The sequence below is a fragment of the Streptomyces sp. NPDC101165 genome (assembly GCF_044768135.1).
In the GTDB taxonomy this organism is placed as follows: domain Bacteria; phylum Actinomycetota; class Actinomycetes; order Streptomycetales; family Streptomycetaceae; genus Streptomyces.
In genome coordinates, this window is sequence record NZ_JBIWPG010000035.1 from 47,997 (window position 1) to 71,559 (window position 23,563).

24 protein-coding genes, 1 tRNA gene, 5 pseudogenes and 1 riboswitch are annotated in these 23,563 nt (G+C 67.0%); of the genes and pseudogenes, 14 read left to right on the forward strand and 16 right to left on the reverse strand.

Going from position 1 to position 23,563, the window contains the following annotated elements:
- Positions 1-92: 92 nt before the first annotated feature.
- A complete protein-coding gene (locus ACIRVH_RS44250; protein WP_403966049.1) occupies positions 93-791 on the forward strand; it encodes a DUF4097 family beta strand repeat-containing protein in 699 nt (232 codons plus the stop codon).
- A gap of 381 nt (positions 792-1,172) precedes the next feature.
- Here ACIRVH_RS44250 and ACIRVH_RS44255 read toward each other — a convergent pair whose 3' ends face one another.
- Positions 1,173-1,934, reverse strand: a complete 762-nt coding sequence (locus ACIRVH_RS44255) for a DeoR/GlpR family DNA-binding transcription regulator (protein ID WP_403966052.1) — start codon at positions 1,932-1,934, stop codon at positions 1,173-1,175.
- 89 nt (positions 1,935-2,023) lie between these two features.
- Here ACIRVH_RS44255 and ACIRVH_RS44260 point away from each other — a divergent pair, with 89 nt between their 5' ends.
- Positions 2,024-3,223 (forward strand): MFS transporter, encoded by a 1,200-nt coding sequence (locus ACIRVH_RS44260; RefSeq protein ID WP_403966055.1) that lies wholly within the window; start codon positions 2,024-2,026, stop codon positions 3,221-3,223.
- A gap of 346 nt (positions 3,224-3,569) precedes the next feature.
- On the opposite strand, the gene ACIRVH_RS44265 is transcribed toward ACIRVH_RS44260, so the two are convergent.
- Complete coding sequence (locus tag ACIRVH_RS44265; protein WP_403966058.1) at positions 3,570-3,749, reverse strand: hypothetical protein; 180 nt, start codon at positions 3,747-3,749, stop codon at positions 3,570-3,572.
- A 269-nt stretch (positions 3,750-4,018) separates the two neighbouring features.
- On the opposite strand from ACIRVH_RS44265, the gene ACIRVH_RS44270 reads away from it, so the two are divergent.
- Positions 4,019-4,342, forward strand: a complete 324-nt coding sequence (locus tag ACIRVH_RS44270; RefSeq protein WP_403966061.1) for a hypothetical protein — start codon at positions 4,019-4,021, stop codon at positions 4,340-4,342.
- A gap of 81 nt (positions 4,343-4,423) precedes the next feature.
- Here the strand turns inward: ACIRVH_RS44270 and ACIRVH_RS44275 are convergent.
- The 3 pseudogenes from ACIRVH_RS44275 to ACIRVH_RS44285 form a co-directional block, all read right to left on the reverse strand.
- A pseudogene (locus ACIRVH_RS44275) lies at positions 4,424-4,618 on the reverse strand (hypothetical protein); the annotation flags it as partial.
- Between the two features lie 57 nt (positions 4,619-4,675).
- Positions 4,676-5,026, reverse strand: a pseudogene (locus ACIRVH_RS44280) (transposase); the annotation flags it as partial.
- Positions 5,027-5,061: 35 nt separating this feature from the next.
- Positions 5,062-5,387: pseudogene (locus ACIRVH_RS44285) on the reverse strand (transposase family protein); the annotation flags it as partial.
- 100 nt (positions 5,388-5,487) lie between these two features.
- Here ACIRVH_RS44285 and ACIRVH_RS44290 point away from each other — a divergent pair.
- Positions 5,488-5,883, forward strand: coding sequence for a hypothetical protein (locus tag ACIRVH_RS44290; protein ID WP_403966064.1), 396 nt, complete (start codon positions 5,488-5,490; stop codon positions 5,881-5,883).
- An 802-nt stretch (positions 5,884-6,685) separates the two neighbouring features.
- Here the strand turns inward: ACIRVH_RS44290 and ACIRVH_RS44295 are convergent.
- On the reverse strand, positions 6,686-7,054 hold the full coding sequence (locus ACIRVH_RS44295) for a VOC family protein (protein ID WP_403966067.1): 369 nt from the start codon (positions 7,052-7,054) through the stop codon (positions 6,686-6,688).
- A gap of 948 nt (positions 7,055-8,002) precedes the next feature.
- Here ACIRVH_RS44295 and ACIRVH_RS44300 point away from each other — a divergent pair.
- The 4 genes from ACIRVH_RS44300 to ribB all read left to right on the forward strand — a co-directional run bounded on the left by ACIRVH_RS44300 (position 8,003) and on the right by ribB (position 12,103).
- On the forward strand, positions 8,003-9,328 hold the full coding sequence (locus tag ACIRVH_RS44300; protein ID WP_403966070.1) for a hypothetical protein: 1,326 nt from the start codon (positions 8,003-8,005) through the stop codon (positions 9,326-9,328).
- A gap of 305 nt (positions 9,329-9,633) precedes the next feature.
- Positions 9,634-9,825, forward strand: coding sequence for a putative ATP-grasp-modified RiPP (tgmA, locus tag ACIRVH_RS44305; RefSeq protein WP_403966073.1), 192 nt, complete (start codon positions 9,634-9,636; stop codon positions 9,823-9,825).
- A 14-nt stretch (positions 9,826-9,839) separates the two neighbouring features.
- Positions 9,840-10,796, forward strand: coding sequence for an ATP-grasp ribosomal peptide maturase (tgmB, locus tag ACIRVH_RS44310; RefSeq protein ID WP_403966076.1), 957 nt, complete (start codon positions 9,840-9,842; stop codon positions 10,794-10,796).
- Positions 10,797-11,064: 268 nt separating this feature from the next.
- A riboswitch (FMN riboswitch) is annotated at positions 11,065-11,195 on the forward strand.
- A gap of 251 nt (positions 11,196-11,446) precedes the next feature.
- Complete coding sequence (gene ribB / locus ACIRVH_RS44315) at positions 11,447-12,103, forward strand: 3,4-dihydroxy-2-butanone-4-phosphate synthase (protein ID WP_403966079.1); 657 nt, start codon at positions 11,447-11,449, stop codon at positions 12,101-12,103.
- 661 nt (positions 12,104-12,764) lie between these two features.
- On the opposite strand, the gene ACIRVH_RS44320 is transcribed toward ribB, so the two are convergent.
- The 3 genes from ACIRVH_RS44320 to ACIRVH_RS44330 form a co-directional block, all read right to left on the reverse strand.
- Positions 12,765-13,199: an ester cyclase gene (locus ACIRVH_RS44320; protein WP_403966082.1), complete on the reverse strand. Its 435-nt coding sequence runs from the start codon at positions 13,197-13,199 to the stop codon at positions 12,765-12,767.
- A 20-nt stretch (positions 13,200-13,219) separates the two neighbouring features.
- Positions 13,220-14,311: a sugar ABC transporter substrate-binding protein gene (locus ACIRVH_RS44325; RefSeq protein ID WP_403966084.1), complete on the reverse strand. Its 1,092-nt coding sequence runs from the start codon at positions 14,309-14,311 to the stop codon at positions 13,220-13,222.
- Positions 14,312-14,513: 202 nt separating this feature from the next.
- Positions 14,514-14,672 carry a hypothetical protein gene (locus tag ACIRVH_RS44330; RefSeq protein WP_403966087.1) on the reverse strand — a complete coding sequence of 53 codons (159 nt, stop codon included), beginning with the start codon at positions 14,670-14,672 and terminating at the stop codon, positions 14,514-14,516.
- 101 nt (positions 14,673-14,773) lie between these two features.
- Between ACIRVH_RS44330 and ligA the strand changes: the two genes are divergently transcribed.
- Complete coding sequence (gene ligA / locus ACIRVH_RS44335; RefSeq protein WP_403966090.1) at positions 14,774-16,858, forward strand: NAD-dependent DNA ligase LigA; 2,085 nt, start codon at positions 14,774-14,776, stop codon at positions 16,856-16,858.
- Positions 16,859-17,204: 346 nt separating this feature from the next.
- Entirely contained in the window at positions 17,205-17,348 is a 144-nt protein-coding gene (locus ACIRVH_RS44340) for a hypothetical protein (RefSeq protein ID WP_403966120.1), read from the forward strand.
- Here ACIRVH_RS44340 and ACIRVH_RS44345 read toward each other — a convergent pair.
- Complete coding sequence (locus tag ACIRVH_RS44345) at positions 17,345-18,223, reverse strand: transposase (protein ID WP_403966093.1); 879 nt, start codon at positions 18,221-18,223, stop codon at positions 17,345-17,347. The genes ACIRVH_RS44340 and ACIRVH_RS44345 overlap by 4 nt on opposite strands.
- Before the next feature lie 70 nt (positions 18,224-18,293).
- On the opposite strand from ACIRVH_RS44345, the gene ACIRVH_RS44350 reads away from it, so the two are divergent.
- Both ACIRVH_RS44350 and ACIRVH_RS44355 read left to right on the forward strand, forming a co-directional pair.
- A complete protein-coding gene (locus ACIRVH_RS44350) occupies positions 18,294-18,683 on the forward strand; it encodes a hypothetical protein (protein ID WP_383976073.1) in 390 nt (129 codons plus the stop codon).
- 89 nt (positions 18,684-18,772) lie between these two features.
- Positions 18,773-18,989 (forward strand): annotated as a pseudogene (locus ACIRVH_RS44355) (IS110 family transposase); the annotation flags it as partial.
- Here the strand turns inward: ACIRVH_RS44355 and ACIRVH_RS44360 are convergent.
- Both ACIRVH_RS44360 and ACIRVH_RS44365 read right to left on the reverse strand, forming a co-directional pair.
- Positions 18,986-19,396 carry an ankyrin repeat domain-containing protein gene (locus ACIRVH_RS44360; protein WP_403966096.1) on the reverse strand — a complete coding sequence of 137 codons (411 nt, stop codon included), beginning with the start codon at positions 19,394-19,396 and terminating at the stop codon, positions 18,986-18,988. The pseudogene ACIRVH_RS44355 and the gene ACIRVH_RS44360 sit on opposite strands and share 4 nt — an antisense overlap.
- A gap of 221 nt (positions 19,397-19,617) precedes the next feature.
- Positions 19,618-20,232, reverse strand: a complete 615-nt coding sequence (locus ACIRVH_RS44365; protein ID WP_403966099.1) for a class I SAM-dependent methyltransferase — start codon at positions 20,230-20,232, stop codon at positions 19,618-19,620.
- Between the two features lie 105 nt (positions 20,233-20,337).
- Between ACIRVH_RS44365 and ACIRVH_RS44370 the strand changes: the two genes are divergently transcribed.
- Positions 20,338-20,413: transfer RNA gene (locus ACIRVH_RS44370), tRNA-Pro, on the forward strand.
- Positions 20,414-20,531: 118 nt separating this feature from the next.
- Here ACIRVH_RS44370 and ACIRVH_RS44375 read toward each other — a convergent pair.
- Positions 20,532-20,966: pseudogene (locus ACIRVH_RS44375) on the reverse strand (transposase family protein); the annotation flags it as partial.
- Between the two features lie 142 nt (positions 20,967-21,108).
- Here ACIRVH_RS44375 and ACIRVH_RS44380 point away from each other — a divergent pair.
- Positions 21,109-21,486: a hypothetical protein gene (locus ACIRVH_RS44380; RefSeq protein ID WP_403966102.1), complete on the forward strand. Its 378-nt coding sequence runs from the start codon at positions 21,109-21,111 to the stop codon at positions 21,484-21,486.
- Positions 21,487-21,578: 92 nt separating this feature from the next.
- Here ACIRVH_RS44380 and tatC read toward each other — a convergent pair whose 3' ends face one another.
- The 3 genes from tatC to ACIRVH_RS44395 form a co-directional block, all read right to left on the reverse strand.
- Complete coding sequence (tatC, locus tag ACIRVH_RS44385) at positions 21,579-22,604, reverse strand: twin-arginine translocase subunit TatC (RefSeq protein WP_403966105.1); 1,026 nt, start codon at positions 22,602-22,604, stop codon at positions 21,579-21,581.
- A gap of 199 nt (positions 22,605-22,803) precedes the next feature.
- Complete coding sequence (tatA, locus tag ACIRVH_RS44390; RefSeq protein ID WP_403966117.1) at positions 22,804-23,085, reverse strand: Sec-independent protein translocase subunit TatA; 282 nt, start codon at positions 23,083-23,085, stop codon at positions 22,804-22,806.
- 2 nt (positions 23,086-23,087) lie between these two features.
- Entirely contained in the window at positions 23,088-23,309 is a 222-nt protein-coding gene (locus ACIRVH_RS44395; protein ID WP_403966108.1) for a hypothetical protein, read from the reverse strand.
- Positions 23,310-23,563 lie beyond the last annotated feature (254 nt).

The following is a 23,563-nucleotide window of genomic DNA, read 5'->3' on the forward strand; positions in this document are numbered from 1 at the left end:
TAGGGTCACAGTGACTGATCACCGCTTCAATTCGCTCCATACGGGGGAACTTCATGCGACGTCTGCAGACGCGCGTACTTACAGCAGTGGCTTTGGCTGCTCTCACCGTCGGCGGGCTCTCCGCGTGCTCGGCCCTCGACCAGAAGACCTTCGAGGACGACGCCAAGGTGCCTCAGAAAATCACCTCGGTCCGTCTCGACAGCGGGAACGGCGGGGTGAAGGTGGATGCTTCGGCGGACGTCTCAACGATCTCCGTGCACCGCAAGGTCAACTACCGCGGTGACAAGCCGAGTGGCACGTCGTTCAGCGTCGAGAACGGCGTCCTGCTGCTCTCCGGCTGCGGCAAGAACTGCGGCGTCAATTACGTCGTCAAGGTGCCCGCTGGTCTTCCGGTGACGGGAACCACCTCCAACGGTAGCCTCACCCTGAGCGACGTCGGCATGGTCGACGTGCACACAAGCAACGGCGAGATCGCGGTGAACAACGCGACGGGCCGGGTGAAGCTACGCACGTCCAACGGTGACATCAACGTGAAGGACGTCAAGGGCGGCAACATCGACACGCAGACGTCGAACGGCGAGGTGACGATCCAGGCGGCCGTCCCGCAGAACATCACGGCCCACACGACCAGCGGCAGCCTCACGGTCACGGCCCCGCCCGCCAAGTACCAGATCTCGGCGCACGACTCCCACGGCGACAAGAAGGTGGCGTTCAAGAACGACCCCTTGGGCAAGTACCGCTTGGACCTGTCGACAACGAACGGTGACTTGACTGTGGAGTCGGCAGGCTAGCCTCGCGCGTTCATGAAGCGGGCTGCCCGGCAGGTGGTCAGCTCAGTGACAAGTGCCTCTGCCCAGCGAGGATGAGGATTGCCCAGGCCCTCGTTCACGCACAAGGCGGAGGCGCTTCTCAGGTGAAGCCGGTCGGCATCGGGAGGGTGAGCTCGCCGCTGACGGTCTCCGGTCTGCTCGCGAGGGACGCGCGGTTCCGGCCCAGCGTGGGCTCTTGTCCCTCTTCTGGCATGACCAGCCCCCCCAGCGCGCGTCGCGATGGTCGCGACGAGTGAGTCGGCGGTGCGGCGCAGCCCGTGCGGGAAGTCGTCCGGCTCCGACGAGCCGACGATGGGCGGGTCCTTCCTGGTCCCGGGTGCGGTGCGCCCCCTCGACGCGGCGTCAGGCGGTTTTGACAATGGTGCCGGCGCCTTCGAGCGCGGCTACCTCGTCGACGGGCGCCGTGGTGTCGGTGACGAGGGTGTGCAGGAGCGTGGAGGGGCCGACGTAGGCGTAGGCGGTGTGGCCGAGCTTGCTGCCGTCCGCGGCCGCGATGATGCGACGCGTGGAGGCGATGCTCGCCTTCTTCACAGCCGCGTCGTCGAGGTCGTAGGCGGTCAGGCCCTCGGCCGCACTCAGGCCGCAGCAGCCGACGACCGCGGTGTCGAAGCGCAGTGCCGACAGGGAGGCGAGCGTGAGGGGGCCGGTCAGGGCCCCTTCGGCGGCGCGGGGCCGTCCGCCGGGCACCATCAGCATGGTCGGACTCGGCGAGTCGCTGAGTACGTGGATGGCCTGCAGTGACAGGGGCATCACGGTTACTGGCCGTCCGCGCAGCAGACGGGCGACTTCCAGGCAGGTGGTGCCGCTGTCCAGGAGGACTGTCTCGCCGTCACCGATGAGCGAGGACACCTCGGCCGCGATCCGGCGCTTGGCGTCGGTCGCCTCATGAGCGCGCAGCGCGAACGGCGGCTCCTCACCCCTGAGCAGGAGGGCGCGCGCCCCGCCGCGCACGCGTTCGAGAACACCTTGCGCCGCCAGTGCGTCGAGGTCGCGCCGGATGGTCATCTCCGAGGCACCGGTCAGCTCGGCGAGTTCCAGGACCGTGGCACTGCCCGACTCCCTGACGGCCTGGACGATCAGCCGGTGACGGTCTGCGTTGCTCATACCGCGATTCAACACCACCCGAAACGCACACACAAGCTGTTCGAAGGGACATGTTTCAAACACCAAGAATGTTCGTTATGGTCGCTGGCATGGAACACTCGCTCCGAGCCGCCCGTGTGGCGACCTTCGTCTACTTCATCCTCAACGGCACCCTGGTGGGCATGTGGGTGGTGCAGATCCCCGCCATCGAGGAGCGCGTCGGGATCAGCCACGCCACGCTGGGGGGCTTCCTGGTGCTGCTGGGTGCCGGGGCCTTCACCGGTATGCAGGTGGCGGGCCGGCTGGCCGACCGCCTCGGAACACGCGTCGTGGTCCCCGCCGCCGGCGTTCTCTGCAGCGCGGCCCTGGTACTGCCCAGCCTCCCCCAAGCCCCCTGGACGCTGGCAGGCGCACTGCTGGTCTTCGGCTTCGGCAACGGCTGCCTCGACGTGAGCATGAACGCCCACGCCGTGCACGTGGAGAAGGCGTACAACCGGCCTGTCATGTCGGCCTTCCATGCCACGTTCTCCGTCGGCGGCGTCATCGCCGCCCTCGTCGGGGCGGGCGCCGCGAGCGCCGGTATGAGTCTGGCCGCGACGCTAGGCGCTGCGGGAGTGGTGGGCATCGTGACCGCCCTGACGTCAGCACGCGCTCTGCTGCCGTCCGCGCCTGCGTCCGCCACCACCACCGCGGAGGGTGAGGCAGCATCGGCCGCAAAGCCGCGCACCGCACCCCGGCACATCTGGGTCCTCGCCGCCCTGGCTCTGATGATCATGCTGTGCGAGGGAGCCGCCAACGACTGGAGCGCCCTGCACCTCAAGACCATCCTCGGTGCACCCTCGAGCACCGCCGCCTTCGGGTACGGCACCTACGCGGCGACGATGACCATCGGCCGCCTGCTCGCCGACCGCCTCTCCACCCGGGTCGGGCCCGTGGCCATCCTGCGCTACGGCTCGGCCATGGCCGCCGTCGGAATCACGATCGTGGCCCTCTCCCCGTGGATCTGGCCTGTGTTCGCGGGTTGGGCCCTGTTCGGCCTGGGACTGTCCGGCTTGATCCCCCAGCTGTTCAGCGCAGCCGGGCATGCCGACCCCTCCGCTGCAGGCACCAACGTCTCGCGCGTCGCCGGGCTTGGCTACCTCGGCATGCTGGCCGGCCCCGCTGTCATCGGCTGGATGACTCACCTCGTGGCCCTGAACCACACCTTCCTGTTGATGACCGCGCTGTGCGTGATCGCCGCTGCGACCGCCGGAATCTTGCGCACCGGGCCCGACGACCGCGTCCGCGAGATGGCGCAGAGCGGCCACTGACCGCCTGTGCGGCACGGCCCTGACACCGTGCCGCACAGGCTCCCCACTCCCCCCAACCGGCCGCCCGATCGGTGGGGAGAAGCTCGCCGCTCCATGGAATGGCCCCCGATTCCCGAGCCTGACGCCACCCCCGGCCGTGGCCGTGTGGGTGCGATGCTCCCCCGCGACCTGGCTGTCCGGGACGTGTTGCCGTTCGCCCAGCAGGCCGGGCCGTGGTCCTCATCGGGGGTGGTTCCGGGCACGCCGCAGTCGGCGCATTCTGCGCATTCGGCAAGGGGCCGGTCGGCCAGGGCCTCGCTTGACGTGCGCGCGGCCTCAGAGCTGACCGACCGCGGCAACGGATCCTCTAGGCGGGCGTGTCAGGGTGGTCGTCCGCGAGAGCGGGCGGTGGGAAGGCCTGGGCGGCGCACAGGCGGGCGGCGATGATTGCGCCGACCGTGGTCCGCACCGGGTGAGGCAGGCGCCTGTCGGCGATGACGGGCCCCAGCCGCTCAGCTCTCCAGCCGGCCTCAAGTATCACGTTCACGACACGGACTTCAGGAGCCAGCACCTGCCCGGTCAGCAGCAGCTCGGGACGGGGCACCCCGAGTTCGAGCCCTCGAAGAGGGCCACACGCGGCGGCCAGGGCAGCGCACCGGGCCCGCCCAGGTGAGGCGGCCGGCGGTCCTGGGTGCGGAGGCGTGCATGTGCTCCACACCGCCAGCTCATGGGGGTCCTTGAAGACGGCTCTGTCCGCAGTACCGCGAGCGGACATATGGCAGGAACTGAACAAGTCGCATGTGCCACTCTGACCAGGTGACAGAGAACAACGGGGAACGCACGGTACAGGGCTGGATCTGGAACGAGAACGTCCAGCCGTTCCTGGCTCTTCTGTCGCATTACGCCGGCTACGACTTCGACGGCAGCGACTGGCAGGCGGTCGAACTCGGCCTTGCGTACACCGATGATGAGGACCCAGATCGCTGGTACGGCTATCCGCTCGTCGGATCGGACCATCACATCGAAGTGCGCCTTGCCAGGGCCGTGGGTGGCGATGAGGTTTTTGTCCGGGTGACGAGAACTCCCGGCCCTGAGCTGCTGTTGAGGGCGGACACCCTGATCGCGGCTTTTGCCGCCTAGGGCATGTCTCCTTAAAGGCCATGGGCGCCATTCCTGACGGTAGGCGGGGTGCTCGGCGTATGACTGGGCGAGGACACGAAGTGCGTATGCGAGGCCCGCTGAGCGGGAGTCCGCGGGATCCATGGCCTTGGAATCGTGCGCCAGCTGCTCGGTCAGATCGAGCATGGGTAGATGGCTGTCGAGAAGGGCCTCGCCGCCCATGGTGTCGCCCACGTAGGCATAGGCGCGGTTGTCGTCCATGATGCGTGCGACGAGGAACTCCAGAAGATCGTCCATGTACTCATGTTCGCGTGCCACGCTGCTCGACTGGGCGTGTGCGAGGCGTTTGGGCGGTCAGCCGCCTGTCCAGACGAGAATGGCGGCGAGGTGGATTGCGGCCTGGTAAGCGATGGCAAGCTTGTCGCATCGAGTGGCCGGGCCGCGCCAATGCTCAAGGCGGTTGATACAGCGTTCGACGGTGTTCCGCTGCTTGTAGGCCTCGGGGTCGAAGCCAGGTGGACGACTGCCAACACGGCCGCGTCGCAGGCGGTGGCCGATCTGATCCGCTGGCTGTGGAATGACCGCGAGGATTCCACGCCGCCTCAGGTGACTGCGGCTGGCACGAGAGGAGTACGCCCGGTCTGCAAGAACGGCCAACGGCCGGGTGCGGGGCCGGCCCGATCCGGTTCGAGGCACGCGGATGCGGGTCGTGACGATCTCGAAGGCTGGTGCGTCGCCAGATCCACGATCCATAACCGGTCGGTGCCGGGCACCGACCTTGGCGCCGGCTCCAACGCGAGCAGCGGGCCAAAATGCTGGATGACCCGGCAGACCGTGGCGGGTGAGCAGCCAAAGAGCGGGGCGAGCTGCCGCATCGTGAGGTTCGTGCGGTAGTACACAGCCACCAGCAACACCCGCTCGGCCAGCGGAAGACACCACGGCCGGCCACCACCAGGACCGTTCCCACCCGCTCACGCACGACCCGCAGCAGCCTCTCGAACCGCCCCATCCGCAACCCGGTGAACGTCTCCACCCACACCGACTCAGCCCGCAACACCCCACCCATACAAGCGAAATGCCCGCCACCAAGCCTTCTGGTCAGCTTGCGGAGTGAGCGCGGGGTCGGAGAGCCTCCAACGGCATCATGGAGGTCCGACCTTGAGGGAGTGCTGCTCGTGCGACTGGTTTCTGATCCGGTGTTCGGCGAAGTGGATCTCACCGCTTCAGCAGAGGAACTGGCTGGCTTGGCAAGCGCGGTGACCGAGGGCGATGGGTTCATCGGCTCCACGTCGCCATTGGCCGGCGAGACCTTGGCAGGGATCGAGGTCAGGAAGACTGCCGGTCCCGGGGTTCGGATCGAACTCGACGCCTCACGGCAGGTCCTTGTGATCAGTGGAGATTTCGGCGCCAGGGCGATCCTCGCAGACAACCTGCAGGCCATGGCAACCGCGGAGACCGGCGGCCATCTCCACATCGACTACTTCCCCGAGCACCCTTACCTCGTTGAAGGGTCTGTGCCGATCGTGGTCAACAGCCCCCACGGAGGCTTGCCGACCCGATGAGTGGCCGGGCGGCCACCGTGGGGATCCGTGATCGTATGCGACCAGCGAGCGGGTGACCGGTGCACCGACCCTGTTGTTGTGCCGGCGAGCCGATGCTCAAGAAAATCCGCCAGCTTATCGAGTCCGTCCGTTTCGCGACAATGTCGACCACGCCCACCGCCACGGTGTCGAGTACATCGCCGAGCCGGGTGGATCCATCAGGGCCGACGAGGTCGAGAACGCCTGCCGCGAGCACCAGATCACTCTCACACGTACAGGCCTCAGACTTTTCCACCACTGGCCACGCCTGGGTCCCCGCAGACGATCACGGAGACTTTGACCTTCTGTCTGCTGATCCCCAGAGCGATCAGCCATTGTCAACCGGAACCGCTGAGTAAGCCGGTGAACCCATACGGTCAGAGCACGAGCCGGCGTGGTCGGGGTCGTGGTCGGGCCGACCACGCCAACTCCACCCCGGTTCGCCAGGCGCACCGGCAAGGCGAACCGCCCGAACTCATCCGACATGCATCGCCGCCACGGCCTGCACATGCTTGCCCTGACCGACGAGCAAGGCCACCCGTGCCCGCAAGCTCGCACCCGCCGAAGGCGGAGGCCAACCGCGTCATGGCCGCCGGACACGCCCCGGTCGAACGCGGCTTCGCCCATCTGAAGAACTGGCGGATCCTCACCACGCTCCGCACTGGCCCCGCTTGCGCCACCCACCTGTTTGCCGTTGCTCGTACTGACGAACATCGAGGCCACTACGGGAAATTGATCTCTGTCACAGGCAGCCCACGACCAGCACAAGCACCCCGGAGCAACGTCACTGGGCCGGGATCGACTGGGTGAGGTTCAACGGGTTGCCGTCGGGGTCCTGGATGTGGGCGACGCGCTGTCCCCACGGCATGTCGTTGGGGCCGCCGCGGACCGAGCCGCCCAGCGCGGTCACCCGGCCGAGCGTCTCGTCGACGTCGTCGACACCGATGCTGAGCAGGATCCGCGGTGCCGCCCCGGTCCCCGGGTTCGTCTTGGCCACCAGCCCGAGGTCGGTGTCGCCGATGCGCAAGCCGACGTAGAAGGCCGGGCCTTCCGCCGGTACCCGGAAGATCTCCTCGGCGCCGAACAATTTCGTATAGAAGCCGAGCAGGACTTCCTGTTCGGCAGTGATGATCACTGGCTGGATGGTGGACATAGCACTCCTGTCGAGAACGGTCGTGTCGCTGGGTAGACCGTTCGAGGACGGTGAACTCATCGGCAAGACCGCCCTGCCAGACGATCTACACCTCGGACGCCCCCCCGCGACCAGTACGAGCAGCCCGGATCGGAGTCACACCACCCCTGCTGACCAGCCGCTTCAAGATGGCGCAGCCCGTGGCCAGGAAGAGGATGTGGGGGGCGGCGATCAGTACCCGACGGGTGAGCGCTCGTAAGGTTTGCAGTGTTGGGTCGGTGCACATAAGTCTGCGGGCACCCGTACCGACTCGTGGTGATCGCCGCCCCCGGCCCAAGAGCATGGGTTCCGGCCCACAGCTCGGACGGTACGACCGGGCCCTCGAACGCAGTATGGCCCGGCTCGCCCCCCGCCGACGCCTCTACCAAAGCTCCGCCCGCGCCGGCCACTTCCTGGCCTCGATTGGCCACTTGAGACTCCCTGCCAGAAGCCAGTCCTGCTGTGCTGGATTGGAGCTGTGAACGCGGCGTGATGACCCACGTCAAGCCGTGTTCACAGACCTTTCTAGCGGGCGGGGCGCCTTCCGATCGTCGGTGGTGCACCTGCCCGCTGAGCAGGCCTCATGGAAGGGCACGTACCCCTGGCCGGGGCGCTGGGCCCGGAGACGGCACCCCTGGACAGTCTTCACTGAGCCATTCGGCTGCTCCACCCCGCTTCGATCGCCGACAGTGCAGCAGCATCGAAAGCGGCGTGAGTCGCCGAATATCGGGCCGCCGCGAGAAGCCGATCGTCGTTCTCTGGATCTGCGGCAGAGCATGATCGTCAACGTTGACCTTGTACACCCGACATGTACACAATCTGCGGGCCCGCGACGCTCGTCGGCGGACAGGGGGAGGCACCATGTGTGGAAATTGCGTTCACCGCGAAACCCTGGATGCAATCGCGCGAAATCCTGCAGCACCAGCCGGAGTGTTGATCAGGCTGCTGTCCGAGGAAGCCGTCGCGGCCTGGGACTCGTTCGCCTGGCGCCCTCTGCCGAACGAGGTGGTCGACGTCATCGTCACGCATCCCGACCGCAGGCTGCGGAGTGTGCTCGCAGACAACGCCGCGGTGACGGCGGAACAACGCGCCCGGCTCGTGGACGACCCCGATCCACGTGTCCGACGAGCTCTGGCCATCGGACCCGACTGGTTCCGTATCCCCGTGCAGCCTCTGCCCCTGACCACTCAGCAACGCCTGCTTGACGATCCGGAACTCCCGGTCCGCCGAAGCGCAGCCTTCTGCCGACACACGGCTCCAAGCCTGGTCGCCGGGCTCGCCGACCACCAGGACGCGGACCTCCGGAAGGCAGCCTGCGGGCAGTGGACCTTGCTTTCCGAGGAGGCCCGAAGCCGTCTGCTCCGCGACGCCGATGACGAAGTGCGTCAGGCGGCCATGGTCGAGGCCTGCCGCGACGACGCGGGCTGCACGGACCTTCTTCTCGACGCAGGAATTGACCGCTTCCACAAGCAGGATGTGATCCGGCACGGCGCCATGAGCACGGCGACCGCCGAACGGCTCGCGGCGACCTCCGAGGAAGAAGACCGGCGGGAACTGGCGTCCAACCTCAACGTTCCCATCGACATCGTCAGGACACTGGCGAACGACGACGCGCACAGCGTCCGGCTGGCCGTGTCGGTGCGACCCGAGCTGACGGAGGCTGAACGTACCGCTATTGACGTCACCATCAGGCCGTCCGACCGGCTCTATCCGGTCGAATGGGTTCGCCTCTGCGCCGATCCCGATGTCCTGCGCCAATGCGCCAGGTCGGCCAACACGCTGCTACGGCGCAGTGCCGCCTACAGCCGACATCTGCCTGTCGACGCCATCGACCTGCTGTCGAAGGACGACGACTACCCCGTGCGACTCCTGCTGTGTGAGAACCAACCGACTGTCGACGGCGAGGTAGTGCTGCAGACGTACCTGGACTGCAAGGTCATCACCAAGGGTGCTCTGCTGCACCACCCGAACTTCCCGCGTGCGGGCAGCGGACAACGCTTCGCCGACGACCCAGATCCAGAGAAGCGATGGCTGGTGGGGCTCGACGCCGAAGCGCCCGTCGACGCCGTGGTCCGATTGCTCGCCGACCCCGACGATCGTGTACGTGCCATGGCAGCCGCACACCCCGCACTGCCGACCGATCTCATCCTCCAAAGCTGCGGGAATCCGGAGACCTCCTCCCACGCCCTCAGCAACCCAAGCCTGCCCACGGAAGCCATGCACCAATACCTGGACGATGCAGGCGTCCCTCGCTGACGCGGACAGATCAGAAACAGTGCGAACGCCCCCTGTCCCGGCACACTGTTGAGCGCTCGAGAGGGGCCATGAACTCTCTTGGAGTGAGGAAGCAGTCACCGTTCGCACCTGAGTGACAGATCTGACGCTCCATCCGATGTGTGACTTGTGGGGATGGTAAGCACAGTGGTGCCGATGATGCAGGCGATGCGAATCATGTGGCGCACATGTGATGACCTTCACCACGATGTGACAGAAAGCGAGAGTCCCTACGCAAGGGCGCGTAAGGACCGCATCCATCTCATCTGCACCTGTGGAGGTACCGAGTGCGACCGTTCACCCTCAACTACACCTTGCCGAAGGCGTTTCCGACCGTGGTGACGCCGTACCACTTCGACGAGTCGCGTCAGTTGAACGTGCTTCCCGACGGCCGCCCGGCCGTCAGTGACCCGGACCTGCTGCTGGCTGTCGGTACGACCACGTCCACCGCCGGTTCCCAGACCCACTTCGATGACTGACGCTCCGTAATCGAATGACCGTACTGATCCTCACGTCCAACGAGGACGTGACCGCCGACATGGTGGTGGCCAAGCTGCACGAGATGGGAACCCCCGTCGTACGGCTGGACCCTGCCGACCTGCCGGACAAGGTAGTGCTGTCCGCCCACTACGCCCACGGCGACTTCAACGGACACCTGTCCGTGAATGGACAGGTGCTCAGCATGGGAGGTCTGCGCTCCGTATGGGTGCGCAGGCCCGGCGAACCGGCGGCGCACGCGACGAACCCCTCGCCGTGGCTGGCCGCCGAGACCCGTCAGGCGCTGTTCGGAATGCTCTTCTCCACCTCCACGCGATGGATGAACCATCCACGCAACGCCGATCGGGCCCGTCTGAAGCCTTGGCAGTTGAAGATGGCTCACCTCAGCGGCTTCACGGTACCGCCGACCGTCTTCACCACGGCGCCGCGCTTGGCACGGCAGTTCGCTGAGGAGCACCAGGACGTGGTGGTGAAGTCGGCCTCGGGGCCGCCGCCCGGTGACCCCGGCCTGGCCCTGCCCACCACCCTGATCGGCCCCGACGCGGACTTCTCGACCGTAGCGGCCGGCCCCACGCTGCTGCAGCGTTACATACGCAAGCGCGCCGACATCCGTCTGACCTGTGTCGGCACTCGGCTGTTCGCCGCACGAAAGACGGCCGAGCCGGGCCAGGTCGACGGGCGCTACGGCGACACCGAGCACGCCTGGGAGACGGTCCCGGTACCCGAACGCATCGGCCGGTCGGTGCTTGAGTACCTCGTGCTCGCCGGACTGGCGTACGCCGCCTTCGACTTCGCCGAGGACGAGGACGGCGTCTGGTGGTTCCTGGAGTGCAATCAAGGTGGCCAGTTCGGCTTCATCGAGCTGGAGACCGGGCAGCCGGTATCGGAGGCGGTCGCTCTGTGGCTGTCACAGTGCACGGCGGCCAGCCGTGTACCAGAGCTCCACTGGTGAGGCGACCACCGCGCGAGTGCCACCCCGACTTCACGCACGGCAACGTCCGGTGCCAAGGGCACTGCTGTGTGTGGGGCGGGCCTGCCGCGAAGGAGGCCATGAGCGCGGCTTGATCACCTACGTCCAGCTGCCCTCACAAGCATGCCGCGGCGGCCGACCATGAGGCTGGTGAGCATCGACGCCGAGACGGTGCAACCTGCGTCGATACCGCCGTGATGCCGAACACACCACAGGACGAGACGGCTGTGCCATGATCGGCGCTGAGTGTTCGCGCGCTCCGGGGTCGGTGTAATTCCGAGCCGGCGGTGAAAGTCCGCGACCCAGCCGAAGCCATCGGCTGGTTGACCTGGTGGAACTCCAGGACCGACGGTGAAAGTCCGGATGGAAGGCAGTGCGCCGCGACACAGTGGTCCCCGGTCGGGCATCGAGCGCCCGTACCGGGACTTGGTGCTCGCTATCCCCGGAACGGCGTCTGTGCACGGGGGCGAGCTGTCATCCGCCAACTCCCGCCTGCATGGCACGTCGTCCATTACGGCAGGCCGTCGTGTGCCCGTGCTCGGACGAGTGCCTGCCGTATGGCCGCGTTCTCTCGCAGATCAGTGCATCGCCCGGACACACCTGTCGGGGCGGTCCCGACCGCAGGAGAGCACATGCCAGCCGCAGTTCACACCACGACCGACCGTCTGCAGTTCGTCGCGCAGGCCATCGAAGCCTTTCGCCGCGGCGGTTTCGTCATCGTTTTCGACGACGAGTCCCGTGAGAACGAGGGCGACCTCATGGTGGCCGCCGAATACACCGACACGGACGCGATGACGTACATGCTGGACCACACCTCGGGGGTGGTCTGCGCGGCGCTGCCGTACCAGCGCTGCACGGACCTCGACCTGCCGCAGATGGTGAACGACAACTCCGGGCTGCACGGCACGGCGTTCACCGTGTCCGTGGACCTGATCGCCGGCGGCACCACCGGCATTCCCGCCGACGAGCGCGCTCGTACCTTGCAGGCGCTCACCGACCCGGCCGCACAGGCAGGAGACTTCGCGCGCCCCGGCCACATCTTCCCCGTCCGAGCCGCGCGCGGCGGGGTACTGGAACGCGACGGGCACACCGAGGCCGCCGTGGACCTCTCCCTGCTCGCGGGACTGTCCGGAGTAACCACGATGTGCGAGATCGTCCGGCCCGACTGGGCCATGGCCCGTCACAGCGACCTGCAAGAACTGGCCAAGCGCGAAGGGCTGCCCCTGATCTCGGTAGGCGACGTCGCGGCCTACCGGCATGCGCACGCGTCCGCATCGCAGCATTCCTGAACCTTCTCGTGTCCACGTAGCACGCGTGCAGACGGGCCAAAGCGCCGGTCTTCGCCGAGGCCTCCAGGTCCTCACCGTCGCCGCGCCGGTCTCGGCGGCATCGGTGAGGGTCTTCAGGGTCTTCACCTGGGCAGCCAGCCAGCGTGACGGCCGACGGTCTGCGGCCTCGATCACCGAGGTCCAGGCTGCCGTCAGGACCGCAGTGTCCCGGCCATCCACGAGATGGGATGCGCCGAGGGCCATGACGGTCGAACGAGGGCAGAGCCACCTCGAGCGCCGACTGCCGCGCCCGCCATGGGGCGTGTCCGATCGTCATCGCCGACGTAGACGAGGCCTGTCACCATGCTGCTGCTCCCCCGTATGCTGCCGACCGCTTCTCCGGCCGTCCGACGATCTAACCCTTGGGCGGGCTGCAGCAATGGGATTGCCGTCAGCGCGCATACGGAGCGCCGCAGTCGCTTACGGCACCTGCTAGGAACGGCCGGCGCGCGCGAGCGCTGCAAGCCCAGAGACGCGCGGACGTAGGCCGCTTCTTGGTCGTCCCCGGCCGGCGGGCGACGGCCCAGCGCGGCGTCGGCTGTGGAGGGCTTCCGCAGGGGCTGCGGGCCTCATTACCGGCCGTGACGCGCCCATCGACGGCGCGGCGGGCCTGTGGGTCTCGTCAGGACGGGAGGGCGCCGAGCTGACGTAGCTGCGCGAGGACGTCGACGACACCCCGGAGCTCGACGATCCGCCCGTCGACGAAGCGGAAGATGAAGATCTCGCTGTAGGTGACGGTCTTTCCGGTGGGCGGCAGGCCCTGGTACTCGCCCCGGTGGGTCCCGGTCACCGTGTTCCTGACGACGACCTTGTCGCCCTCCGTGATCATCTCCTCCATGGCGACGTGAATGTCGGCGAACGCGCGCAAGAGCACCTCCCACACCCGCTTCAGGGCCTCTGCACCCGTCACTCCCATCGGTACCGGCGTGTGGAAGAGCAGATCCGGTGCGACGAACTCGTCGATGGCCTTCGAGATGATTCCCGGGTCGCCGGTGTTCACCGCGGAGTGGAAATGGCTGAGCCTCGCTGTGTTGCTGGTTGCCGCGGCTGCCGACATGCGCTCTCGGAGGATGGATGCTACTTCAGGCCGATCGCAGCGCAGTCCGCCTCGTACTTCGGGGTGCAGATGTCCTTGACGGAGTAGACGCCGTCCGCGATCACCGTGTCCTTGATGCTGTCCCTCGTGAGGGCAACCACCGGCACGAGCATCGCGGGGATCTTCTTCTTCGTCGGACTGTCGACCGTGTCGCGGGTCAGCGCGTCGAACCGGATGTCGCGGCCCTGGACCTTGTACACCGCCATCTCCGCGGCATGGGTGGCCTCGTCCAGGAACGACTTGTACACAGTCATGTACTGCTCGCCCGAGACGACCCGCTGCACCGCGTCCAAGTTCGCGTCCTGTCCAGTCACCGGCGGGATCTTGGTGGCACCCGACTCCTTCAGCGCGTCGATGACGGCGCCCGCCATGCCGTCGTTGGCCGCGTAGACGGCGGCGATGTTGTTGAGGCCGATGGCCCGGATCGCCTTCCTCATGTTCGCCTTGGCGACCGCCGGAGACCATTTGTCGGTGTTGTACTCCTTGGCGATCTGGACCTTGTTCTGGAGTTCGCCGAGAGCGCCGTCCTTGAACTTCGCCGTGTTCGGGTCCGCGGGGTCGCCGTTCATCATGACGATCTTGCTGGTGGCCGCCTTGCTGCCGAGCACCTCGATGATGGCGCGGCCCTGGACCTCGCCGACGAGTTCGTTGTCGTGCGAGACGTACGCGTCGATCGGGCCCTGCGCGAGCCGGTCGTAGGCGATGACCGGTATGCCGGCGTCCTTCGCCTTCTGGACATCCGGCGCGATGGACTTGGCGTCCAGCGGGTCCACCAGAACGATGTCGACCTTGGCGTCTACCATCTGCCGGAACTGCCGACTCTGAGTTGCCGGGCTCGCCTCGGCGTTCGCGTAGACGACCTTGCCCTTGCCGTGGGTGAGGGAGGCGACCTCCTTCTTGAGGATGGGGTAGTCGAACTTCTCGAAGCGCGCCGTGTCCTTGTCGGGCAGGAGCAGTCCCACCGTGATGTCGTCGCCCCTCTTCGGGGATGCGGAGCTGCCGCTCCCGCCGGCGTCGTCGAAGGCGCCGCACGCGGTGAGTGTGAGAGCCGACGCAGAGGCGGTCAGGGCCATCGCGAAATGACGCACAGGGGTCCTGTAGGTGGTTGGAACGCTCACGTCAGGTGCCTTCCGAATGAGGGAACATCATGGCAACCCAGTGACGGAAGCAAACTCGGAAACAGCAGTAAACGTCAAGACGTAAGGACAACAAGACGGTTAAGGCCTGCCGTTCACATCGCCCCTCCTTGGCTGGCCGGATGTTGGTTCCCGCAGGTCAGAACGAATGCTGCAGGGCCCTCCGAGGACGAGCGCCCCCGTCATCCCCGAGAACCTTCAGGAGGTGGCGCAGGGTCGGCCGGTTGCCCCGCGCTTCCTGCACTGCCACGCCGGCGAAGCGGCGGATCGCCGCGGCGATGAGGTGCACGTCGGTCAAGTCTCGAGCGTGCGAGATCACGCCCAACTCGTACAAGACCCCACGCGGGTGTCCCGGCGCAGCCGGGCCCATTGTCAGTGGTGGGCGGCAAGATGCCGAACATGACAACTTCTGCAGCAGTGATCGTGGACGCCGCCGCCTACGCGCAGGCCGTCGAGGATGCGGTGGGTGCGGCGGCCGCCTACTACGCAGGCGGGACCTCGCCGCTGGACGACGAAGCCTACGACCTGCTGGTCCGGGGCATCGCCGCGTGGGAGGCCGAGCACCCGGATCAGGTGCTGCCGAAGTCCCCCACAGGGAAGGTCGCCGGTGGCGCGGTCGAGGGCGATGTGCCGCACACGGTCCCGATGCTCAGCCTCGACAACGTGTTCTCTGCGGAGGAATTCACCGCTTGGACGGCGTCTTTGGCCCGCCGCATCGGGCGTGATGTCATACGGTTCAGCGTGGGACCGAAGCTGGACGGGCTGGCGATCGCCGCCCGCTACCGCGACGGTCGCCTCACCCAGCTGATCACCCGCGGGGACGGAACGGCCGGAGAAGACGTCTCGCACGCGATCGGCACCATAGGCGGGCTGCCCGAGACATTGGCCGAGCCGGTCACCATGGAGGTGCGCGGCGAAGTCCTCATGACACATGCCCAGTTCGAGCACGCCAACGAGGTACGCACGACACACGGCGGACAGCCGTTCGCCAATCCCCGCAACGCGGCCGCCGGCACACTGCGAGCCAAGGATCGCGCCTACACGGTCCCGATGACGTTCTTCGGCTACGGCCTGCTGCCGCTGCCGGACACGGACCCAGCCCTTGCCGAGCGGCTGAATGCCTCCGCACACAGCGGCCTGATGCATCTGGCCGCCGAGTTCGGCGTGTACACCAGCGCCCGGACCGCGGTCCCCGACGTCGTGGCCGAGTCCCACGAGCAGGTCCTGGTCCACATCCAGGAGATCGCCACTGCGCGTGCCGAGCTGCCATTCGGCATCGACGGCATCGTCATCAAGGCCGACCTCGCCGCCGACCAGCAGGCAGCCGGATCCGGCTCGCGCGCACCACGGTGGGCGATCGCCTACAAGCTGCCAGCGGTGGAGAAGATCACCCGCCTGCTGGAGGTGGAGTGGAACGTCGGCCGCACCGGCATCATCGCGCCGCGCGCGGTCCTCGAACCGGTCGTGATCGACGGTTCCACCATCACCTACGCCACCCTGCACAACCCCGCCGACATCACCCGCCGCGGCCTGCTCCTGGGCGACCATGTCATGGTCCACCGCGCCGGAGACGTCATCCCCCGCGTCGAGGCCCCGGTCACCCACCTGCGTAACGGCGGCGAGAAGCCCATCGCCTTCCCTGAGCAGTGTCCCCGCTGCGGGTCCGACATCGACGACAGCAAGGAACGCTGGCGGTGCGTACAGGGTCGCAACTGCCACCTGGTTGCCTCCCTCGCCTACGCCGCCGGCCGCGACCAGCTCGACGTCGAGGGACTGGGCACCACCCGCGTCGTCCAGCTCGTCGACGCGGGCCTGGTGACCGATCTCGCCGACCTGTTCACCCTGAAGCGCGAACAGCTGCTCGACCTGGAGAGGATGGGCGAAACCAGCACCGACAACCTCCTCACCGCGATCGCGAAGGCCAAGCAGCAGCCGCTGGCACGGGTGCTGTGCGCGCTCGGTGTCAGTGGCACAGGCCGGTCCATGTCCCGGCGCATCGCGCGCCACTTCGCCACGATGGACAACATCCGCACCGCCGACCCTGAAGCGATGCAGCAGGTCGACGGCATCGGAACGGAGAAAGCCCCCTCGATCGTTGCAGAGCTCTCGGAGCTGGCCCCGCTCATAGACAAGCTCGCCAACGCCGGAGTCAACATGACCGAGCCCGGCGCCACCCCTCCCCCAGCCGGCACCACCGTCCCCGACGGCTCGGCCGCCGCTCCCGTGGAGGCAGGCCCCCTCGCGGGAATGACCGTGGTGGTCACCGGCGCGATGACAGGCCCCCTGGAACAGCTCTCCCGCAACGAAATGAACGAACTCATCGAACGAGCGGGAGGACGCTCCTCCTCCAGCGTCTCCAAGAAGACCACCCTCGTCGTCGCGGGCGACGGAGCTGGTTCCAAGCGCGCCAAGGCCGAGCAACTCGGCATCCGCCTCGCCACCCCGGACGAGTTCGCCACCCTGGTCGCCGACCTCCTCGTCTGAGGACTCAGGCAGGCGTGGACGCGACTGGTAGTGCTGTGACCGCGTAGGTTGACCGGGTTCTGGTCCGCGTTGAGGCTGCGGCCGATTGGATGGGGGCGGACATCCCATCCAGTGGGTGGAGACGTGGTGGCAGAGCCGGTCAGGCTCGCCGACTGACGGATCAAGAGGGGCAGCGGCTGCAGCAGGTCGTGCGGCGAGGCAGTACCAGTTCCGTGCGCTACCGGCGCTCGATGATGCTGCTGGCTTCGGCCGGCGGGAATGGGGTCCCGGTCATGGCCCAGCTGGTCGCGGCCGATGAGGACACCGTCCGGGACGTCATCCACCGCTTCGACGAGATCGGCCTGGCATGCCTGGACCCCGGTGGGCGGGAGGCCGTCCCCGCCTGCTCAACGCTGACGACGAGGACTTCGTCGTCGCGACGGCCACCATTCGCCGGGCCAAGCTCGGCCAGCCGTTCACCCGCTGGTCGATCCGCAAACTCTGCCCCTAGCTGCGCAGGGTCCACGGCCGGGTAATCCGTATGGGCCGCGAGACCCTGCGCTGCCTACTGGCCCGACGCGGCATCGCCTTCCAGCGCACCAAGACATGGAAGGAGTCCACCGACCCCGGGCACGACACCAAAGTGGACCGCACCGAGTACGTCCTGGAGCACTTGGCTGCGCCAGGCCGTTCCCGTTCACCTTTACGGGCAGGCCGCAGCAACTGGACTTCACGCTCGGACAGTTCGCGTTCGAAACCACGGCCGAAGTAGTTCTTGTCGCCGATGAGAGTCTGTCCGGGGCGCTCTCGCAGAAGCTCGCATTCGGCGGCCAGGAGGTCGAGGAGGGTCTCGCGCTCGTCGGCCTTGGCCCCGGTCAGGACGAAGGCGATGGGCAGGCTCTGAAGGGTGCACGCCAGGTGCAGGCGCAGGTCCCAGAAAAAGCGGCTGTGGCTGGCGCAGTCGCCGTATTCGGCCCAGCCTGCCAGGTCGGAGCGTTTGACGGTCTCGCGGGAGCGGCCGCATTCCACCAGGGTGGAGTCCACGACCCATACGTCGTCGCTCCACACCGAGGTGGTGGCGGCCAGGATCCGGTTGACGCTTCGCATCGGACGGGCGGCCTTGCGCAGCCACTTGTTGTAGCCGGGCTGCTGGGGCAGGTAGGGGAAGAGGTGGCGCAGGTGGGCACGGGCACGGCGGAGCCATTTGGCCTCGGAGGTGTAGCCGAGTATGGCCTGCATCATGGCGAGGGTGACCAGTTCGGCATCGCTCAGGCGGGGCGTAATGCCGACCGGCGGGCGCCACGGCGCCAGGTCGGGATGCTCCTTCAGCATGTCGTCGGTCGTCGCACAGCGTGCTGTCGCGAGGGTGTCCACGTCGTTCGCCACAAAACGATCTTGGACACCCTCGTTCTCGTCGCCGCAGGCACCCCTTGGACCACACCACCAGGAGGAACCAGTGTCATACCCGCAACCGCTCACCCCCGAGGAGAAACTCGCCGACGCGAAGAAGCAGCTGAGCCTCCCGCGTATCGTCGTGATCTGCGGCTCCACCCGCTTCATGACCGAGATGACCGAGGCCGATCTACGGGAGACCAAAGCCGGAAAGATTGTCGTCAAACCGGGCTGTGACATGAAGTCGCCGCACGAACTTTGGTCCGATCCTGTCGAGGCCGAGGCGCTGAAGGTTCGACTCGACGATCTGCACCGGGCGAAGATCCGGCTCGCTGATGAGGTGCTCGTAGTCGGCGACTACATCGGAGACAGCACCCGAGCCGAAATCGCCTACGCCCGGTCGCTGGGCAAGCCCGTGCGGTTCACGCACCCCGAAGTCGACCCCGACGCCTGACCGCCCACCCCCACACCCTCCGCAGGCATCCCTTGGAATTGATCATCTAGTGAGACCGCGTACAGCGTGCAGGTGGCAGACAACCCTTCAGACGAGGAAACAAGCAGCTCAAACCAGCCTTCTGCCTCTCCGCGTTCGCCGCCCTGAGCAACCCGGCATCCCGGACCTACTACGACATGAAGATCGCCCAGGGCAAGTACGCAGGCCCTGCTCTACCTCGCCCGACGACAGGCCGGCGTCCTCTTCACCATGCTCCGCGACGGCACCTTCTACGAACCCCAGCCAGCTACGGCAGACGGCGTCTAGGCGGAAGTGTCATCCCCGCCCGGGAGGTGAGCAGCCACGTCATAGTCGGCAATCCGCCCCGCCAGCGCCCTCGGGCTCACGCCATGAACATTGTGCCGGTCAGGGTGAGCACCAGCTTCCAGGAGGAGCTGACTCGTCCCGCCTTCGCCCCGCGAAGAGAACACCGTCCTCCACAACGGCGTATTGCCATGGCAGTCCACGACATCGACCGCCAGCCCCGAGGCCAGCAGGATTTCGACGGCCGCGGGCACTTGCGCCTGAGCAGCGAAATGCAGCGGAGTCCAGCCGTCGACATCGGCAGCCCCCAGGTCGGTACCTCCGGCCGACAGCACCCTCAGGCCGTCCACGTCTCCGCCGCCAGCCGCAGAGTGCACCGCGGTCCGCCCCAACCGATCCTGATCCGTCATGCCGACCACCCTCACCCGGCTTGACGAAATGGGTAGGGCGGGCACCCCCCCAGCGACGCGGCCAGCTCGTTCTTCGAGCGGCCTGCGTACCAGTGGACGTAGATCCAAATGATGCCGCCCACGACGAACGTTCTCCTCGCCATCCGGGCTACCCATCGGATGGGAGGTCACGTGACACACAAACCGTCCGATACGGGGAAAGCTCAATCGTCGAGGCTAGATCAGCGGGCAGGCTTTTCCCAGGTCAGCGAGTACCGGCGGAGCACGTGCCGGCGGTAGTGCATACCGGGCAGCAGCCGTCGTGCCGCAGCCCGCACCTGCCCGTAGCTCATCTGCGGGACGGCCACCGGCATGCCCTCAGGCCCGCGCGCGCGACGCAGCACCTTCGTGATCCGCACGATCGGGGCAGCCGCGATCATTGCTGCCCACTCCGCCATGCTCGCCTCGCGGGCGAGGCCGACGACCACCAGCGTGCCGCCAGGCCGCAGCAGCTCGCGCATGCGGACAAGGGCTGCCTCGAAGTCCATGTGATGGATCGTGGTCACCGAGCAGATGAAGTCGTAGCCCGCGGCGGGGAGGTCGGCGGTGAGGAAGTCGCCCTCTACAAAGGCGAGCCCCGGGCAGCCGGCAGCGAGCTCGCGTGCACAGGCGATCATCTCCGGCGACTTGTCGATCCCTGTGACGCGCTCCGCTTGCTCGGCGAGCTTCCGCGCCAGTAGCCCGTCCCCGCAGCCGACGTCCAACGCGTCGCCGCAACCCTCGGGCAGGGCGCGGAGGATGCCCGGGTGGCGGGCGACGTTGGTGTTCCAGTAAGGCTTCGGGTCGGCCTGGCGCATCGGGTCATCGTAAGGGCACGACCCAGGCCCTCCCCGTGTTCAGGGGTGGACATGGTTCTCCTCAAAAAGACCGTCTTCCTTAGGCAAGAGTCACCTCCCGTGCAACGGGACGTAGTTCAGCAGCCAGAGCACCCGCTTTGGGCGCGGGGAGTCGGGGGTTCGAATCTTCCCGTCCCGTCCACGTCAGCGAGCACAGAGCCAAGTGACCGCGGCCGTTGCAGTGTTGGACAGCAGTGTCAAGAGGCGGACAGGACGCGCAAAGTACCGATGCGGATCTCGAAGTACGGCACATGGTCGCCCTGGCCGACCACCACGACCAGCCGGGTGTCCGCGTCGATGACGACCTGGTGGTTGGTGGAGTACCGATAGTTCCTCGACTGCTCGGCGACCGGCGGTCACGTGTCGGCGCGAGCGTCCCGTCCACCGATCAGGACGGTGTCCTTGCGGAACCGCTGGCGCGGCTGGAGAGCGAGCCACGGACCGCGATGGTCGACGATGCGGTCGGCCGCGGACTTCGAGATCCCGAACAGCAGAGCCACCTGGCGCAGCGTCAGGTTCGTCCGCCAGCAAGCAGCACCCGGTCCTCCGGCGGCACGCTCCACGGCCGGCCCGGTCGCACCTCATCGGCACCCTTCGCGGCGCAGCATGTTCACCAGCTTGGTGAAACAACGCCGGCTGACCCCGGTGAACGGGGCCATCCAATACGGCTCCGATACCGTGATCACACCGCACACATCAAGATCATCACACTTGTAGCCCAGGCCCGTTGTAACATCACGCGCCGCAAGGACGAAGCGATCGACGGCCGGCCGCCCCTATGGCGCACCGCTCCCGACGGAAGGCAACTGTGTGGAGACTATGGAGCGGCGCTCCCCAGTGGGGAAGAAAGCCGAGTACAGCGCGGCCGCCTGGCTCATTGGGTGGGTGGTGTTCCTGGGGTCCGGGTACGTGGCCTCGTTGGTGTTGATCAGTACCTGGGCGAACTGCGACATCGGCACTGACGGCTCCTATCAGTTCGTTGCATGGGTGGTCGCGTCTATCGGCGTGGCGACGGTGTCCAGCGTGCTGTGGGCTGTGATGCGCAAGGTGACGGGTCGCCGACGCATCCTGCTGCCGCTGGTGTTGACGATTCTTGCCACTGCGATGCTGCTCTGGCCGGAGTTGGCAGTGTGGTATGTCTCGCCCGGCCACCCGGACAGCATGTGCGAACCGGGCGGCAAGCCCGTGGGGTGGCCCAACTGGCTGCCTTTGTGAGGCGGGCCGCCAGCAAAGCGGCCTGAAGTCAGCTAACGGGGGCTGCCCGGAACGGCGCCCACGACGTGATCACACCCACCACAGCAAGTCCATCACATCTGCGACCAAGAGTCACGGGACAGCTTTTCGTACCTGAGCAGGATCTTTCCCCCGCCATTGCTGTAAGTCCTCTCACCCGGCGTCCTCAACCTGTCCGAGCCCGGATTCACCCCCGTCAAATTGGCACCGCTGCTGACGGACACCGATTCCACTTCGCCTACGTCCTGCGGCGTGAGGTCGAGGTTGGAGATCTCGCCGTCGCTGGGTCCCTCTGCCTCTCTTCGGGCCTTGCGCCGGTCATTGAGAAGCGAAAAGGCAACAGCGGCGAAATAGAGCACCCAGATCGGCGAGGCCAGCGCCAGCATGGTCAGCGGGTCCGTGCTCGGCGTCGCCACGGCTGAAAAGACCGTGATCCCCACGATCATGCCGCGCCACCAGCCGAGCATCCGTCGGCCGCGCAGCACTCCAGTGAGGTTCAGCATCACCAGCAGCAGCGGCATCTCGAAGGAGAGGCCAAAGACGACCACCATGCGGGTGACGAGGTCGAGCAGATCGTCCAGCGGCAGCAGATTCTCCACCTTGTGCGGGGTGAAGCCGATCAACACCTTTGCGGTCGCGGGTAGCACCTTGTAGGCCATGAAGGCGCCGCCGAAGAACAGGGGGACGCCCGCGCCGACGAACGCGTAGGCGTATTTCCTCTCGTGTTTGTGCAGGCCGGGGGCGACAAACGCCCACAGTTGGTACAGCCATACCGGCGAGGCCAGCACGAAGCCGGCCATCAGGGACACCTTCAGCGCCAGGGTGAAGGGCGCGAGCAGACCGTTGATCGTGATCCGTGCGCAGGCGGTGTCCGCGGGTTGCTTGGCCAGATCGGCGAAGGACGTTGGGCAGCCGACCGAGTCCAGCACCGGCCTGGTGACGAAGTTTACGATGCCCTTGTAGGCGAAGGCCGCGGCGATCGTGATGACCAGGATGGCAAGGACGGCCTTGGCGAGCCGATTGCGGAGCTCACGAAGGTGCTTCGCGAGCGGCATCCGCCCCTCGGAATCCTTCTGCTTGTTGCGGGCTGACTGGGGCACGCCGCATCCTCATCTCGTGCGGCAGACCGGAGACCACCGGCCTTGCATTAGTACGTGATCGTCTCCGTCACCCGGTGGGGCGCGAGCTCGCTACGACGACGGTTGCGCTCGGTAGCGTGCCCAGGAGGCAGTTGGTCCAGGTCGGCACCACTTACCGCGAGCTGATCGCGGGGATGAGCCAGGGCGCGCAGGACCGGGCTCAGTCTGAGTGGCCGGTCGTACTGTCCGTGGGCTCGGTGCGGGCGGTGGCGGTGTCTGCGGGAGTGCCCGGGATCGTCCGCGGTCCCGGTGCAGGTTCAGACTCGGGGCGTGGCTCGTTTGCGGCGCCGTCGTCCTTCATGGCCTTGGTCTCACTCTTGAGGATCCGCATGGACTTGCCCAGCGCCCGGGCCGTGTCGGGTAGTTTCTTCGAGCCGAAGAGCAAAACCACCACGGCGAGCAGGATCAGCAAGTGCCAGGGCTCCAGCGCATTGCGGAACATCGTCACACCACCCCTTCGAACGTGTCGGTCTTCATACCTGCCCCGGCGATCCGTGCCGTTTGTTCCTGGGCGGCAATGGTGGGACGCTGCTGGACGCGGTCGATGTGTTTCACCGGTGTCCACCGCTCGCGCCATCGGGAGATTCCTACGACGTCGTCCAGCCAGGCCTCGCAAGTGAATTCACCGCCCGTCGGTGCGGCGACCGCGGAGAGCTCGACCGGCAACGGGCTTACGAAGAAGCACAGTTGACAGCCTGTCTCCTTCTTGGTCGCTCGCGCCGGCTGGCCGGCCCGCGGAGCGTGCGAGGGCGTTTGGGCCGGTTGGAGGCTCGGCCGCTGCCTCGGGCGGCAACCACGTTCGGGCACCTGGAACAGCAGACGGGTTGAGGCGTCCCCCGGAGTGTGGACACAGGGGTTCATGCGGCGAGTGTGAGTTTACGTCCTCGCCGGTGCTGCTGTTCGAACTCGGCAGGCGAGAG